This is a genomic window from Cupriavidus sp. 291-E7, assembly GCF_057798835.1.
Genome location: NZ_JBYOJV010000008.1, coordinates 270,650 through 284,726 on the forward strand (window position 1 = coordinate 270,650; position 14,077 = coordinate 284,726).

Sequence of the window (14,077 nt, forward strand, 5' to 3'; positions counted from 1 at the left end):
CGTCCGGCTCTCTGGCCGGCCGGAAACGAAAACCGCGCCCATGTGGCGCGGTTTTTTTATGTGCCGTTGCGTTGCTCGCCTCGCCCGTTTGCGGGAGAGGGTGAGAGCGGCAGCGTATCGATCTCCACGGCGGTCGCCCGCGGACTCCGCCACTCCGGCGGCTTCCACAGGTACCGCGGATCGCGTTCGCGCCATGCATCCGCGAACATGTCGCGCCACTCGTGAAACGTCAGCGTCAGCGGGTTATGCGTGCGGATCTGCCGCGTGATTCCATACCGCGGTGGTTCCTGCTCGGGCACGAACGTGCCGAACATCCTGTCCCACACGGTCAGCACGCCGGCGTAGTTGCGATCGATGTACTGCGGGTTCCTCGCATGATGTACACGGTGGACGCTCGGCGTATTGACGAGCTTTTCCAGGATCGGCCACCTTTGACCCAGTCGCGTATGGACGAAGAACTGAAACGCCAGGTTGAGGCCCACGGCCAGGATTACCCAATCCGGTGTAAATCCGATGAAGGCCAGCGGTATCCAGAAAATCCACATGCCCGAGATCGGGTAGGTCAGGCTCTGCCGGAACGCCGTCGAGAAATTCATGCCTTCCGACGAGTGATGGGCCACGTGCGACGCCCACAGCCAGCGCACGCGATGGCTGGCGCGATGAAACCAGTAGTAGAGAAAGTCCTGCAGCAGCAATAGCAGCGCGAACGACCACCACGTCTCCGGCACCGCGCGCAGGCCATGCGCAAAGCACCACGTGTAGACGGTGCGGATCATCAGCCAGAGGAAGAATGCATCCGATGCCTGGTGCATGAGTGCGAGCGTGGCGTTCGATAGCGTGTCGCGCCAGCTGTAGATCGTGCGGTCGCGCCTGGACCAGTACCACGCTTCCCAGCCGATCGTGAGCAGGAAGACGGGGGCAAAGGCCATCAGGATCAGGCCGGGGTCGAAACCTGCTGAATCGGGGGCGTTTGGTGTCATGGCGCAAGTGTGCACATTTCCAGCGAATTCGCACTGAGGATTTCCTCCATACGCCCGCCAGGTGGAGCATGCTGCGCGCACCGCCATACATCACAAAAATGCAGGACTGACTATCACCGCAATGCCATCAAGTACGCGGCAGGGGCGCCGTTCATTGGGACGACGGCCAAGGAGGAGTGGCCGTTTTTCACGTCACGGAGAGACTGCCCCATGTTTCGCAACACTACGATTGGAGCCCGATTGTGGCTCCTGACGATTGTCACGAGTTTGTTGCTGCTGATTGTCGGCGGCGTTGGCTGGTTTGGCATGTCGCGCAGCAACGATGCCACGCACCAGATCTATGAGCAGCAACTGTCGGCGGCAACCCATCTTGCCGAAGCACGTTCGAACCAGTTGCTGGTACGTGTGCTGCTGGACCAGGCGGCATTTGCCACCGACGCCGCCGATGCCAAGGCACGCGCGGCGACGGCCGAGGATTTCATGCGGCAGTCCAATGCCGCATGGCAGGCGTACCTGGCGATTCCGCGCAGCCAGGAGGAGTCCCGCGCCACGGAAGACGTATCGGGAAAGCGCAAGGCATTGTTCGAGCAGGGCGTGGTGCCGATGATCGCCGCGCTTCATGCGGGTAACCGCGACGCGATGATGAGGGCCGTGATGGAAACGATCCCAAAACTCGACATCGCATTCACGGCGGTGAACACCGAGCTGGGCCGCTTGCAGGTGGCCAGCGCCAAGTCCGTCTACGAGTCATCGCAACAGCGGTACAACCGGTTGCTGGCCATCTCGATTACCGTGCTCGTGCTGGGGCTGGTGTTCAGCACCGTGGTGGCGTGGCGGCTGCGCGTGTCGATTGTCAGGCCGCTTGATATCGCGATCGCGCGCTTTACGCGGATGGCCGATGGCGATCTGAGTGCGTCGTCGCAGCGAGATGCAGGCGTTATCGCCAACGAGCACGCGGTCAATGAGACGAGTCGGATGCTGGGCATGCTGGACCGCATGCAGGCGCGCCTGGCCGGCATGGTGGGCGAGGTGCGCAGTGGCGCCGATTCCATCGCGGCCGCCAGCCAGCAGATTGCCAGCGGCAACACCGACCTGTCACAACGCACCGAGCAGCAGGCCGCATCGCTTGAGGAAACGGCGTCGAGCATGGAGGAACTGACCAGCACCGTGCGCCACAACGCGGATAGCGCGCGCGAAGCCAGCACGCTGGCGGTGGACGCGCGCAAGCTTGCCGAGAATGGCAGTGAGGCCGTCTCGCGCGTGCAAAGCACGATGCAACAGATCGACACCGGCGCCAACAAGGTGGTCGACATCATCGAGGTCATCGAGAAGATCGCATTCCAGACCAATATCCTGGCACTGAACGCCGCCGTGGAAGCGGCACGCGCGGGCGAGCACGGCCGTGGTTTTGCGGTGGTGGCTGGGGATGTCCGCGATCTGTCGCAACGTTGCGCGGCGGCGTCGAAGGAGATTCGCACATTGATCGGCGCCTCGGTGGCCAACGTACGCGAAGGCACGTCGCTGGTGGACGACGCGGAGCGCGCCATGCAGGACATCGTCGACGCGGTGCGGCGCGTGAGCGACATCGTCGGCGGCATCAGTGAGGCGTCGGACGAGCAGTCGCGCGGCATCGAACAGGTGAACGTGGCGGTCTCGCATATGGACGGCATGACGCAGCAGAACGCCGCGTTGGTGGAGCAGGCGGCCGCCGCGGCCGGCTCGCTTGAGAACCAGGCGCAACGGCTGACAGGCTTGATGTCGGCCTTCCGGCTGGCGTAGTCGTCCCATGCGAAACTGACACATAAGCCGATTCTGAAAAGCCTCCGTCATCGAATCCAGGCAAGGTAGGTGGCGTAAAATTGCCTCCTACAAGAATGGAGACCGAAATGACGGAGTTTGTATCGACGGCAGTGCAGGGCGGTGTGGCCTATCTGACGCTGAACCGGCCGCAGGCCCTGAACGCACTGTCGCTCGACATGATTCGCGCGATCACCGGCGCGCTGAAGAGTTGGGAATCCGATGCCAATGTGCATGCGGTAGTGGTTGCCGGGGCCGGTGGCAAGGCCTTCTGCGCGGGCGGCGACATTCGCTGGTTCCACCAGGCGTATCACGCGAACGATCCACTGCTCGACCAGTTCTTCGTCGAGGAGTACGCACTCAATCATCTGATTCACCGCTACAGCAAGCCCTATATCGCGCTGATGGATGGCGTTGTGATGGGCGGCGGCATGGGGATCTCGCAGGGTGCGCGGCTGCGCATCGTGACCGATCGTACGAAGATGGCGATGCCAGAGACCAATATCGGACTCTTTCCCGATGTGGGCGGCGGCTGGTTCCTGGCGCGCACGCCGGGGCGTATCGGCGAGTACCTGGGTCTGACCGGCGTGGTGATCCACGCAGCGGACGCGCTGTATGCGAAGCTGGCCGACGCCTACCTGCCGGCAAACGCGCTGGCGGAACTGGTGGCGTCCCTGCAGGCGCAATCGTTCGATGGGGCGGAGGCGGTACTGGGACACATCGCGGCATTTACGGATCGGCATGCTGACGCGTGCCAGCCGCGCGAAAGTCAGCTTGCGCGCCATGCGGACCAGATCGATCAGTTGTTCGCGCGAGGCACGGCGCAGCAGATCCTGGCAGCCGTCAGCGATACGGCCGGCGACTGGGCGGCCCAGACGGCTGCCACGCTGCGCAGCCGTTCGCCGCTGATGCTGTGCGTCACGCTGGAGCAGATCCACCGGGCTCGCACGATGTCGCTCGAAGACGAACTGCGCATGGAACTGGACATGATGTACGACGTGTTCCGCCACGGCGATGGTATCGAGGGCATCCGAGCGCTGGTCGTCGACAAGGATCACCAGCCGAAGTGGAATCCGGCGCGGCTAGACGAAGTGACGCCTGCCCGTGTGCGCGCGTTCTTCGACAGCAAATGGCCGCGTGAAGACCATCCGCTTGCCGGTCTGGGCCGGTAGTGGCGCGTACGGCGGTTGTACAAGTCGAGTAGAGTGGCGGCTGGACTGGCCCGAAGCCGGCCAGCCTTGGTTGCATTCGAACCTGTGAAACAGCGAAAGGAACCGTAATGAGCAATCCTCGTGATGTCGCCGTACTGGTGGGAAGCCTGCGCAAGGAATCCCTGAACCTGAAACTGGCCAAGGCCCTGGCCGCGCTGGCCCCGCCGCAGCTCAAGCTCGATGTTGTCGAGATTCGCCAGTTGTCTCACTACAACCAGGATGACGACGCCAATCCGCCTGCCGAATGGGTGGCATTCCGTGATCGCATCCGCCGTGCCGATGCCGTGCTGTTTGTCACGCCCGAATACAATCGCTCGGTGCCCGGGGTGCTGAAGAACGCGATCGACGTCGGCTCGCGCCCATATGGGCAAAGTGCGTGGGATGGCAAGCCGGGTGGCGTGATCAGTGCGTCGCCGGGCAACATCGGTGGATTTGGTGCCAACCACCATCTGCGCCAATCGCTGGTGTTCCTGAATATCCCGGTCCTGCAGCAGCCCGAGGCCTATATCAGCGGCGTCGACAAGTTGTTCGACGAGAAGGGCGGCATTGCGAACGACTCGACGCGAGGCTTCCTGAGCAAATACCTGACGACCTTCGCAGCCTGGGTCGACCGCAACGCAGCGGGCTGAGCGCGGATCAGGATGGCCTGAAAGCGGCATGGCGTCGGCGGACCGATTCAAGCACCGGTAAGCCCCGTCCTACAAGGCAAAGCGGGAGGAACCCGACACCGGCGCCGCCCCCTCGTTTCTATAGTGGACGCATGGTCGTACACATAGACAAGGAGGAAACATCATGCCGTATATTCTCGCGTGGCTGCTCGGCGTACCAGCCTTTGTCCTGATCCTGATCTGGCTGTTCATGCACTAAGTTGCGTGTCGCCAAAACCCGGCAAAGACGGCGCCTGAGAGCGCCGTTTTTTCTGGTCGCGGCAGTTCGCATTCGCAGGTGCATCGCAATGGCTTGTGCAGTAAGCGCAACCGCTGCTCGCTGCGTGTATCTCGCGTATACTTCCGGGTCTCTCTCAGTCCGCCGGCGTATTCCGTATCGGACGCTGCCTCGACACCATACCCATGACTGTAAATCCGCGCCGCATCTCGGTTGCCCCGATGATGGACTGGTGCGAAGTAAGCCTCACTTTGGCTTAACCACGCGGGTTTCCGGGCGGCGCCTCCTCGTCCCGTAGCAATTTCGTAGCACTGCCATCCCGTGCGTACGCCAGCACCGGCCCCGAAATTCGCCGTACCACCCATTCGCATCAGCGCATTCCGTTTCGGACCTCTTGCAACACCTCGTCGAAGGCGTCGACGCGGATCAGGCCCAATCGCGGAAATTCCAAGTCGACGATGACATAGAGGGTCACGGTCAGCGAGGTGACGAAGAAGAACGCGTGCAACCAGTTTCGAGGGCCGCTGCTGGCCATACCATAGCCCGCGAACAATGCGCCTATCCAACAGAGCGCGAACAGCATGCCGTAAATGACGGCTGGCGGATGCTCCTTCGTTGAGGCGAGTCGGGTCGATGCCGTATCGAATGCGGCATTGAGCGCCGGCAATAGGAGCATGGTGGCCGCCGTACTCGCGGTTCGCTGAGACTCCGTTACGGAATTTGTCCAGAGCCGCTCACGCAGCCTGTCCGAACGTGCCAGGGCGGCTTCGACCCGCTTGCGGTCAGGGACGGCTCGATAGGCTTCAAGCCGGGCATCCAGATACTGCCGAAATGCCTCCTGCAACTCGCCACGTGCCGGTTGCGGCAGCAAATCCAGGCGCAAATAGGCCGTTCCAATGTCGTTGGCTTCCTGGACGATCAACGTACGCCGCGCATCAAAGCGGCTGGCCGCTCCGGAAAAGGTGAAGGCGATCAATAGCCCAAGCAGCGCGAATATTGCGCTCGCGACCGCGCCGACACCCGTTGTCTCCGGTTCTCGGCCTGAGCCAACCTGCCATTGCCACACCAAGCGCCCGAGTTCCAGCGAAATCAGGATGGTTGCGAACAATCCGGCCGCAAATACCAGTCCCCCCGCCCAACCGGTGCCATATAGTAGGGTTGCCAAAACCGCCTCCGGTGTTTTGCTTCGCAACGTGTGCTATCAACGTTGGGGACCGTATGAAAAGGCTCAGGCAATGTATGTGCACTTTCGCACAGAGCGTTGAATGGCTGCGTCGAGCCAACATCGGAGTGCGCCAGCGATGCGTGTGTCGCCGTCCCCTAGAGGCAACTTTGGCATTTTAGTTTTGCGTGGCTATTGTCCTTTTGCCCAATGACAGGTGCAGGCCCGCGCTGCTAGGCTGACGCAGCCCCACTGCCGGCCTATTCCATGCCCTTTCTGACGCCTATCTGTGCATGGCGACCTTGCTTCTGACCGCTGCGGCCTGGATCGGGCCGGTGCACGCGCAGGAAGCCCTGATACTGGGCGGTCTGCAACGCACCGATGCGGGTGGAGAAACCAGCTACGGCTACTCCTACAGCTACCAGCACAATCTGGCGGAGAACTGGTACGCCTCGTTCTCGTACTTGAACGAGGGGCACGTCACGAATCACCATCGGGATGGCCATAGCGTCCAGCTCTGGTGGCGTTACCCGCTTGCCGATCGTAGATTCAATCTCGCCATTGGGGCGGGTCCCTATCGATACTTCGATACCACGGACAGCAACGGCGACGGCGGCTCCGACAATCATCACGGCTGGGGTCTGCTGGCCAGCGTGGCGGCCACATGGTATGTCAACGGCGGCCCGTGGATGGTGCAGGCCCGCTTTAACCGCGCCCAGACGCCGTCGAGTATCAAGACCAATACGCTGCTGATCGGCGTGGGCTACCAGCTCGACCGGGGCGATCGTGGCGGCCCCGTGGTGCCGCCCCCGTCGCGGACCGACAACGTCACGCAGAACGAAATCACCGTGTTCCTGGGCCAGACCATCGTGAATACGTTCAACTCCGAGACCGCGTTCGCAAAGGCTGTCGAGTACCGCCGCGGTCTGGCCCGCTACGTGTCTGGCACCGTCAGCTACATCAACGAAGGCGAAAGCTCGGCGCTGCGCCGCAACGGCCTGGCCGCCCAGCTTTGGCTGGAACGTGCGTTCTTCCGCGATGCGTTGACGCTGGGGGTAGGCGCTGGGCCGTACTACGCAATTGATCTCAGCGAGCGCGGCCGCAGCGCTCCGAGCGAGCCGTCACGTTGGTCGGGACTGCTTACGATGTCCGCGAGCTACCGCATCAGCCAACGCTGGCTGGCGCGCATTTCATGGAACCGGACCGTGACCGGCTATGACCGCGACACCGATGTTTTTCTGGCAGGCGTGGGATATCGATTCTGACTACCCTGCTCATGCTGAAGTGAAATATGGTCGACGCAGGAGGCTGCTTATCAGGAGCTGAAGAGGACATCTTCAGGACTGTGAACAGCGCTTAGCTAAGCGAAAAGACCGTTGTTGATCAGCTCGCAGTTATGGCGGAAGGTGAGTCCGATCGTCGAAGACTGGCCGGTCTCTGCCCTCGGGAAGATGACAATGGGAGAACGCGGCATGCAGGCGGGAGTTCTTTTGGTTCTCTCTGCAGACGTGTACTGACTGCCCTCCGGCTGGTGTTTTCTTCGGAGCAGCCCTCCGGGCATCTTGTAGCTCTCATCCCAAGGCAACAGGTATCGGGGCCGTCATCTAGCCCGGCCCCGGCCCCAATATCGATGTCCTTATTTCTGTGCTGTCAACACCGAGTAGCTGGTCATGAGATTCCGGTAGTCCGGAATGTGGTTAGAGAACAGCGCGCCGAGTCCTTCGATGTCATTGCGCCAGTCGCGATGCAATTCGCACGCGACACCGAACCACGTCATCAACTGAGCGCCAGCCTTGGTCATGCGCTCCCAGGCGGCGTTGCGCGTGATCTCGTCGAAGGTGCCGGAAGCATCCGAGACGACGAAGACGTCGTAACCCTCGGCAATTGCCGACAGCGCAGGAAAGGCGACGCAAACCTCCGTGACGACACCCGCGATGATGAGCTGCTTCTTCCCAGTTGCCTTGACGGCTTTCACAAAATCTTCATTGTCCCAGGCGTTGATCTGGCCAGGACGAGGAATGTAAGGCGCGTCCGGGAACTGTGCCTTGAGTTCGGGCACCAGCGGGCCATTGGGGCCGGTCTCGAAGCTCGTGGTAAGAATGGTCGGTAAGTTGAAATACTTGGCGAGATCGCTCAGGGCTAGCACGTTGTTCTTGAATTTGTCAGGGGCGATATCCCGCACTAGCGACAGGAGTCCCGCTTGATGGTCCACCAGCAAAACGGCGGCATCGTTCTTGTCCAGGCGCTTATAGGACGTTGTCATGGCGATCTCCTTGCATGAGTTGAAAATGCGCTTCGTCGGATGCGCATGTGGGAAAGCTACCTTGGAGAGGTCATATCCACGTCGCCCCGGTGGCATATTCAGGGGGCTTCCTTGATCATCTCCGAGCGTGGAGGCATCTTATGTTCGCGAGAGCCATCCAAGTAGTCTCGTATCATGCCGTCTGTGTTCTATTGAAGGAACAACTCATGGACGACCTGAACGACCTGTATTACTTCGCCAAAGTGGTGGAACACGGAGGGTTCACGCAGGCAGGTCTCGCGCTAGGCACGCCAAAATCCAAGCTCAGTCGGCGCATTGCGGCGCTGGAAGCGCAGTACGGGGTTCGGTTACTGCAGCGCTCAACGAGGCACTTTTCCGTGACCGAAACAGGTCGTGAGTTCTACGAGCGCTGCATTGGGGTCCTGGTCGAGGCGGAAGCGGCACGGGAGGTTATGGAACGAGAACGTTCCGAGCCGCGGGGCATTGTACGCATGAGTTGCCCGACGGCATTGCTCGAGTACCGTGTCGCTGGTTTGGTGGCGCAGTTCATGGCGGAGTATCCGAAGGTCCAAGTTCATCTCGATGCGACGAATCGCCGTGTCGACGTCATGGGCGAGCGACTAGATCTGGCACTGCGGGTGCGTTTTCCGCCATTGGAGAGCAGCGATCTCGTTATGCGAGTCCTCTCCGAGAGTCGGCAGCGGCTTGTCGCGTGTCCGGCCCTCCTCGAGGGACACGAGTTACCAAAGCATCCAGACGATCTGGCCGGCATCCCGAGCCTTGACTGGGGACCGCCTCGCAATCACATTTGGCAACTGGTCGGGCCGGCAGGGATGTGTGCCGATGTACGGCATCAGCCCCGGTACATCACTGATGATATGAGCGCGCTGCGGCGAGCGGCGCAATGTGGTGTGGGTATCGTGCAATTGCCATGCATGGTTGTCGACGAGGATCTGCGTAATGGAACGCTCATCGACATCCTGCCCGGCTGGGTGCCTAAAGGGGGCATCATTCATGCGGTCTTCCCCTCTCGGAGAGGCTTGCTGCCGAATGTGCGCCTGCTGATCGATTATCTCGCTACGCGCATAGAGAAGGAGTAGTTCATGAGCCGTCCTTTCGGTCGGCGCTTGCCGGACCCATTGCGGTCCTCCGCATATCCACTAGCCAACGACCGAAGTTGGGCCGGCCGCCGCCGTTGCATTTCCGCCAGCCTTGCGCAGGAACGCTCAGTCCCAGCGCGCCGGTCCAAGATGAGCACGAGGCCGGTGTCGTCGGGAGGCGGCGATAGGGCACGATAACGGCGTGCTTACCGAACTGGCTGCCATAGCGAGACGGAAGGCGTTTCCGTCGCGCTATGGCAGCCTTACGCAGGGAACCGGGCCCCGACGCTTTCCAAAGGCATCCTCAGGGAGTTGGTCAGGTAGCTAACGGTGTGGTAAAAGCCCGCCAGCATCAGCAGCTCGATGATCGCGTTTTCCGTAAAATTTTCGCGCAGTTCATGCCACAAGGCATCGTCAATGTCGCTGTCGCGATGTAAGGCGTCACACAGACGGATCAGAAGACTGTCTTGTTTTGACCAGCAGGCATTATCCGCTGTCCCGGTTGCCGTCGAGCGGATTTGTTCGGCGGATAGTTCCGCTTGTTCTGCAAACACGGCGACATGCACGCCCCACTCATATTCGGAGCGGCATAGCGCGGTGGTCCGATCGATGACGATCTCTCGTTGGCGAACCGTCAGATTCCCCTTGTCCAGAAGTCCGCCAAAGAAGAACTTTTTGCATAGGCGCGGATCTCGAGCAAGGGTCGCGAACAAATGCAAAGGCGGCCGGCCCTTCATCGTGTGCTCGATGAGTTGGGCAACGTCTTCGTCAAACGGAACTGTGGCTGGCGCAATACGGGCAGACATGGCATCTCCGGTGTAGGGCTGTATGATTACCAATTCTGGTGCTGTACAAAATACAGCGCCGGAACCCATCCTATTCCGTTCGCTGTACAAAGTAAAGCATGCCGACACCCAAAGTTGGTCAGCCTGTCCGTGGCTCACAAACTGGACGCCCCATCATGGTTGCGCTCGACCTGCTTGGTCGGCGCACCGCGCTGCGCATACTGTGGGAACTGCGAGGAGACCCGATGACGTTTCGGGCACTGCAAGAGGCATGTGAAACGAACTCCCGGTTGCTCAACATGAGACTGGCCGAACTGAAGGAAGCTTGCCTGGTCGAGCACACCACCGGTGGTTATCGACTAACCAATCAAGGCAGGAGACTGGGCGCGGCGCTGGAGCCGCTGTCTGCATGGGCCGAGGAATGGGCGAAGCACCCAAATTTGGGTTGAGGCGAGCCGGCGCAGACCTCTTTTGATTCGTGTCGGCAGCTCAGAGTAGGGCGGTGCACTCGAAGCCCCTCGCCGCAAGTGGCACCGATCGCCGACTTTCACGCTTGGACTTTGTCGACCCCGCCATCGACTTTCGCTGCGGCCAATTGCTGGACGCTTCCGACTCTCTCGGTCATTCGCACACCACTCAATGAACGACCGAAGTTCGGTCGACTCGGACGGCCAAGCAGAACACCGTGAGTGGCTCAAACTGGCCGAACTCGGGCGCCAGCTCAAATTCACAGGCCAGTTCGGATCAATCGACGACTCACGATCCTTAACTGACCTTTCCCCCCGAGCAGCATCAGGGCTGTTTTCAAGGGCAGACCGGCCATACAATCTATTGGCGGAGGTCGAGCGGTGGCGATCCGGCACGCCGCTGTCGGGGTGCGCGAAGCAACGGGTGGTATGGTTCCGCTGGCCCGTCGATCACGCTCTTGCTGGATTCTCAAGCGACCAGCGCTAGTACTTGATGTCCCGCTTTTGCTGGCGACCTTGCTGCTTTGTATCGCGCTTGTCTTGCCGGCACTGGGCGTTGCTCTTCTGGTTTGCAGCTCGGCAGTCGACCTTTTCCGCTCGCGCTTCCTGTTTGGCAGCTTGATTTGCGTTCCTGCCCTGTTGGCGCTGTTGCGACTGGGTTGTGGCCAAGGCAGCGCTGGATAGCGCCAGGAGTCCAAATGCGGTCAGCATTGCGCTCGCGCGCCTCCAAAGTCCGTTTCTTGATTCGACCATTTTGACGCTCCTTCTCGCCTGGCAGCATACGCCGCCGGGCATAGCGATCAATAGATGGTGTCACGCGCGGATGTTGCGTCAATTGGACCTTGGTCCTACACCGCGGAGGGAGTCAGTCGTGAAGGGCGACGCCGCGAGTTATCCGAGGGAGTGCTGCATCCAAGCGCGAGCCAGGTTTCAATAGGCTGCCGTCATATGGGCGGCGTCGCAGTCCATACCCATTGGCCGTGTCAGGTGTGTGGGTTCGAACTGACGTTCAATTGTCGGTGCGAAGGCGAGAGTCAACGGTGGAAGCTGGCCGTACTCGGCTGTCGGGCAACGAGCTCTCCCCGGAATTCGACGGTAATCCCAAAAAGAGGCCCCGCAGCCGGGGGACTGTCGGGGCGCGCAAGTGCCGCAGACCAGGTCACTGGCCTGCGGACTGGATTTTGCGTGTGAAGTTCGTGGCTAAACGTTCGACGCCGCACAAAGCGATATGTTCAATACGCGGCCTGCGCCTGCTGAATCCGCTGGTGTTCCGCCCGCGCTACGGCGCGTTGGGCGTCCAGGTAGTCGGCGACATCGCGGATATCGCCAACCAGGTTGCGGCCCTCCTTGCGCATGGGGATGGGAAACGTGCCGCAGGACAGGCGGTTGTACGCTGTCTGTTTCTGGACGCCGATGGCCTGGCACACTTCGTCCAGGTTCAACAGCATTCGGCCATCGAATTGCGCAGCGAGCAGGAAAAGGCTGGACTTCACGAGGGATCTCCAACCGTCTTGAGAGAGGTGGAGCCATGCATTCTGCAGATCGAACAGTTACTGGGCCACATATTGGATTTCCTCGATTCGGATATCAGGCCGCCAACTTGCGCAGCGCCTCAACGTTTTCCTGCACCAGCTTGTCGAACTCGATCAGGTCGAGTTCCATAGCCTCGATATAGTCGTCGTCGCGCTTGAAGCGCCAGCGGAAGAACTCTTTAACGGGCTTCAGCGGCGGGCAGTAGACGCATAGATCCCACCACAGGCGGCCCGACAGCCACAGGTTTCCCTGCACCTGGTCTTCGTACTTCTTGAGGTCGTGGCCGATGATCGTAGTGCGCAGTTCTTCGGGCGAGATCAGGCATTTATATTCCGCGCCGCCATCGTTGCCGATCCAACCGTCGGCGCTGGCGCCGAACTTGCCGTCGTCGGTCAGCACCATGCCGACAGGCTGCACGTACACGCCGATGTCGGCCTGGTGGGCGATGCGGGCATCCGGTTCCAGTTTGTGGCCGCGGCGCATCTGCCATGTCTCGTGACCACCGTCCAGCGGTTCGCCGTTCAGGCGCTCAATAGCCAAGCGAAAGGCGTAATCCAGTGCCTCTTCGGTTCGCTCTCCAGTGGTCTTCTTTCGGGAGCGGGCGACGCGGAACATGCTGGCCGTGATCACGCCAGCGCGGCTGGCGTGCCACGTAGCGTCTCCCTGCGAGCACGTGACGATCTTCACGATCGCGTCTCCCTAGCGGCGAGCATGGCGTCGGCGTGCTTGTATGCCCACGCGGCAACTCTCGACGGATTCGGGGCCTGCATGTCGGAGAGCAGCGTCTGCATAGCCTTCGCCGCGAAGTAGTCGCGCAGGGTCATGCCGGGAGTACCGGAGTGCATCTGGTCGCCCTCGTGTTCGAGGGTGCTGAGCAAGCGGGGGAACGCCGGCCCACCATTTTTCGTCTCCGTCATCACGCTACCTCCGCATCGCGCAATTCCTGCATGCGCTGGTTGAAGTAGTCGGCGTACTTGGCCTTTTCCTCTTTGCTCAGGGCTGACATGACCTTGCTGAGCGCGCCCACTGTTGCGGCTTCGCGCATATCGGGATGCACTGGCACATTGACCGGTGCCGTGCCCGGATCGCCTTCGCCGGCTGGCTGGCCGTTCTCGTCCATGTCGTCATCTGCGGCCACGCCCAGCATCGCGCCGACGACGTAGCGGCGCAGATAGGTGACATAGGCGCCGAAGTCCTTGATTTCGCTGTCGCGCCCGCGTGGGATGTCCAGCAGCGGGCTCGCCGTGATGGTTGCTGTGTCGCCTGTCGCCATTTTTCCGCCTCGCTCTGTACACACCGGTTTCCCGATTTCCCCGGCCGCCTTCTGTACCCCCGTGGCGGCAATCCCGGGCGCGCCTAGCCGCCCGGGGCTTCTTATAACCAGCAACAGACGTATCCGCGCATGGAAGAGAACATGGAAAGCATCCACATGTCCCGCTCTGCCTACAACCATCCGTTGGGCAAGCTGACCGACCCGGTGAAAACCGATCTGCCTGAGATCGTCGGGGAGCACCTGGCGCAGAAGGCCCGCGAAGCCGGCATGACACGTGCCGAACTCGTGCGCGAAATCATCTGCCACTGGGCTTTTCCGGACGACATGGAAAAGTTAGCCGAACAACGGCGAAATGTCGCGCGCGGAAATGGTGCGAGATTCGAACCCAATCAGCAGCAGCACGACTGACCAGGCCCGGAGACCACCATGGACCAGATCAAGTCGCGCCAGTCGATTCGGGAAGAGGCCGCCCGCGCGGCCCGCGAGGGGAAGAATCGCAATCCGTATCCGGCTGACACCGAGGCGGCCAAGGAATGGAACCAGGCATACATTGTCGCGCGCCGTAACGCGCCGAAGCCGCGTTCTTTCGTCGGGGTGCCCCAGTGCTGACACGACGCGCGC

General features: G+C 61.2%; 17 protein-coding genes. 8 read left to right on the forward strand and 9 right to left on the reverse strand.

The genetic code is table 11. The features are described 5' to 3' along the window. Positions 1–56 precede the first annotated feature (56 nt). Positions 57–980, reverse strand: coding sequence for a sterol desaturase family protein (locus AC3FLX_RS16530; protein WP_488698251.1), 924 nt, complete (start codon positions 978–980; stop codon positions 57–59). Between the two features lie 210 nt (positions 981–1,190). On the opposite strand from AC3FLX_RS16530, the gene AC3FLX_RS16535 reads away from it, so the two are divergent. The 3 genes from AC3FLX_RS16535 to AC3FLX_RS16545 all read left to right on the forward strand — a co-directional run bounded on the left by AC3FLX_RS16535 (position 1,191) and on the right by AC3FLX_RS16545 (position 4,617). Continuing rightward, positions 1,191–2,759 carry a methyl-accepting chemotaxis protein gene (locus AC3FLX_RS16535; protein WP_488698253.1) on the forward strand — a complete coding sequence of 523 codons (1,569 nt, stop codon included), beginning with the start codon at positions 1,191–1,193 and terminating at the stop codon, positions 2,757–2,759. A gap of 107 nt (positions 2,760–2,866) precedes the next feature. After that, on the forward strand, positions 2,867–3,949 hold the full coding sequence (locus AC3FLX_RS16540; RefSeq protein WP_488698255.1) for an enoyl-CoA hydratase/isomerase family protein: 1,083 nt from the start codon (positions 2,867–2,869) through the stop codon (positions 3,947–3,949). Positions 3,950–4,056: 107 nt separating this feature from the next. Then, a complete protein-coding gene (locus tag AC3FLX_RS16545; protein WP_488698257.1) occupies positions 4,057–4,617 on the forward strand; it encodes an NADPH-dependent FMN reductase in 561 nt (186 codons plus the stop codon). 626 nt (positions 4,618–5,243) lie between these two features. On the opposite strand, the gene AC3FLX_RS16550 is transcribed toward AC3FLX_RS16545, so the two are convergent. After that, complete coding sequence (locus AC3FLX_RS16550; RefSeq protein WP_488698258.1) at positions 5,244–6,038, reverse strand: bestrophin-like domain; 795 nt, start codon at positions 6,036–6,038, stop codon at positions 5,244–5,246. Between the two features lie 290 nt (positions 6,039–6,328). Here AC3FLX_RS16550 and AC3FLX_RS16555 point away from each other — a divergent pair, with 290 nt between their 5' ends. Next, entirely contained in the window at positions 6,329–7,300 is a 972-nt protein-coding gene (locus AC3FLX_RS16555) for a hypothetical protein (RefSeq protein WP_488698260.1), read from the forward strand. Between the two features lie 371 nt (positions 7,301–7,671). On the opposite strand, the gene ycaC is transcribed toward AC3FLX_RS16555, so the two are convergent. After that, entirely contained in the window at positions 7,672–8,298 is a 627-nt protein-coding gene (gene ycaC / locus AC3FLX_RS16560; RefSeq protein WP_488698262.1) for an isochorismate family cysteine hydrolase YcaC, read from the reverse strand. 206 nt (positions 8,299–8,504) lie between these two features. Between ycaC and AC3FLX_RS16565 the strand changes: the two genes are divergently transcribed. After that, entirely contained in the window at positions 8,505–9,398 is an 894-nt protein-coding gene (locus tag AC3FLX_RS16565) for a LysR substrate-binding domain-containing protein (protein WP_488698264.1), read from the forward strand. A gap of 263 nt (positions 9,399–9,661) precedes the next feature. On the opposite strand, the gene AC3FLX_RS16570 is transcribed toward AC3FLX_RS16565, so the two are convergent. After that, complete coding sequence (locus AC3FLX_RS16570; protein ID WP_488698266.1) at positions 9,662–10,204, reverse strand: carboxymuconolactone decarboxylase family protein; 543 nt, start codon at positions 10,202–10,204, stop codon at positions 9,662–9,664. A 155-nt stretch (positions 10,205–10,359) separates the two neighbouring features. On the opposite strand from AC3FLX_RS16570, the gene AC3FLX_RS16575 reads away from it, so the two are divergent. Beyond that, entirely contained in the window at positions 10,360–10,632 is a 273-nt protein-coding gene (locus AC3FLX_RS16575; protein ID WP_488698268.1) for a winged helix-turn-helix transcriptional regulator, read from the forward strand. A gap of 501 nt (positions 10,633–11,133) precedes the next feature. Here the strand turns inward: AC3FLX_RS16575 and AC3FLX_RS16580 are convergent. From AC3FLX_RS16580 to AC3FLX_RS16600, 5 genes are all read right to left on the reverse strand, one after another. After that, complete coding sequence (locus tag AC3FLX_RS16580) at positions 11,134–11,403, reverse strand: hypothetical protein (protein WP_488698270.1); 270 nt, start codon at positions 11,401–11,403, stop codon at positions 11,134–11,136. Between the two features lie 479 nt (positions 11,404–11,882). Next, entirely contained in the window at positions 11,883–12,143 is a 261-nt protein-coding gene (locus AC3FLX_RS16585) for a helix-turn-helix transcriptional regulator (protein ID WP_488698271.1), read from the reverse strand. A 94-nt stretch (positions 12,144–12,237) separates the two neighbouring features. Beyond that, entirely contained in the window at positions 12,238–12,870 is a 633-nt protein-coding gene (locus AC3FLX_RS16590; protein WP_488698273.1) for a lambda exonuclease family protein, read from the reverse strand. Further along, on the reverse strand, positions 12,867–13,100 hold the full coding sequence (locus AC3FLX_RS16595) for a hypothetical protein (RefSeq protein ID WP_488698275.1): 234 nt from the start codon (positions 13,098–13,100) through the stop codon (positions 12,867–12,869). The genes AC3FLX_RS16590 and AC3FLX_RS16595 overlap by 4 nt, the downstream gene beginning before the upstream one ends. Then, positions 13,100–13,456, reverse strand: a complete 357-nt coding sequence (locus AC3FLX_RS16600; protein WP_488698277.1) for a hypothetical protein — start codon at positions 13,454–13,456, stop codon at positions 13,100–13,102. Before AC3FLX_RS16600 ends, AC3FLX_RS16595 begins: the two co-directional genes overlap by 1 nt. Positions 13,457–13,597: 141 nt before the next feature. Here AC3FLX_RS16600 and AC3FLX_RS16605 point away from each other — a divergent pair, with 141 nt between their 5' ends. Both AC3FLX_RS16605 and AC3FLX_RS16610 read left to right on the forward strand, forming a co-directional pair. Next, complete coding sequence (locus AC3FLX_RS16605) at positions 13,598–13,864, forward strand: hypothetical protein (RefSeq protein ID WP_488698279.1); 267 nt, start codon at positions 13,598–13,600, stop codon at positions 13,862–13,864. A gap of 18 nt (positions 13,865–13,882) precedes the next feature. Continuing rightward, positions 13,883–14,065 (forward strand): hypothetical protein, encoded by a 183-nt coding sequence (locus tag AC3FLX_RS16610; RefSeq protein WP_488698281.1) that lies wholly within the window; start codon positions 13,883–13,885, stop codon positions 14,063–14,065. The last annotated feature ends 12 nt before the right edge of the window (positions 14,066–14,077 follow it).

Coding starts and splice junctions, on each gene's coding strand:
- AC3FLX_RS16530 (WP_488698251.1), bottom strand. CDS start 980: ATGACACCAAACGCCCCCGATTCAGCAGGTTTCGACCCCGGCCTGATC.
- AC3FLX_RS16535 (WP_488698253.1), top strand. CDS start 1,191: ATGTTTCGCAACACTACGATTGGAGCCCGATTGTGGCTCCTGACGATT.
- AC3FLX_RS16540 (WP_488698255.1), top strand. CDS start 2,867: ATGACGGAGTTTGTATCGACGGCAGTGCAGGGCGGTGTGGCCTATCTG.
- AC3FLX_RS16545 (WP_488698257.1), top strand. CDS start 4,057: ATGAGCAATCCTCGTGATGTCGCCGTACTGGTGGGAAGCCTGCGCAAG.
- AC3FLX_RS16555 (WP_488698260.1), top strand. CDS start 6,329: ATGGCGACCTTGCTTCTGACCGCTGCGGCCTGGATCGGGCCGGTGCAC.
- ycaC (WP_488698262.1), bottom strand. CDS start 8,298: ATGACAACGTCCTATAAGCGCCTGGACAAGAACGATGCCGCCGTTTTG.
- AC3FLX_RS16565 (WP_488698264.1), top strand. CDS start 8,505: ATGGACGACCTGAACGACCTGTATTACTTCGCCAAAGTGGTGGAACAC.
- AC3FLX_RS16570 (WP_488698266.1), bottom strand. CDS start 10,204: ATGTCTGCCCGTATTGCGCCAGCCACAGTTCCGTTTGACGAAGACGTT.
- AC3FLX_RS16575 (WP_488698268.1), top strand. CDS start 10,360: ATGGTTGCGCTCGACCTGCTTGGTCGGCGCACCGCGCTGCGCATACTG.
- AC3FLX_RS16580 (WP_488698270.1), bottom strand. CDS start 11,403: ATGGTCGAATCAAGAAACGGACTTTGGAGGCGCGCGAGCGCAATGCTG.
- AC3FLX_RS16595 (WP_488698275.1), bottom strand. CDS start 13,100: ATGACGGAGACGAAAAATGGTGGGCCGGCGTTCCCCCGCTTGCTCAGC.
- AC3FLX_RS16600 (WP_488698277.1), bottom strand. CDS start 13,456: ATGGCGACAGGCGACACAGCAACCATCACGGCGAGCCCGCTGCTGGAC.
- AC3FLX_RS16605 (WP_488698279.1), top strand. CDS start 13,598: ATGGAAAGCATCCACATGTCCCGCTCTGCCTACAACCATCCGTTGGGC.
- AC3FLX_RS16610 (WP_488698281.1), top strand. CDS start 13,883: ATGGACCAGATCAAGTCGCGCCAGTCGATTCGGGAAGAGGCCGCCCGC.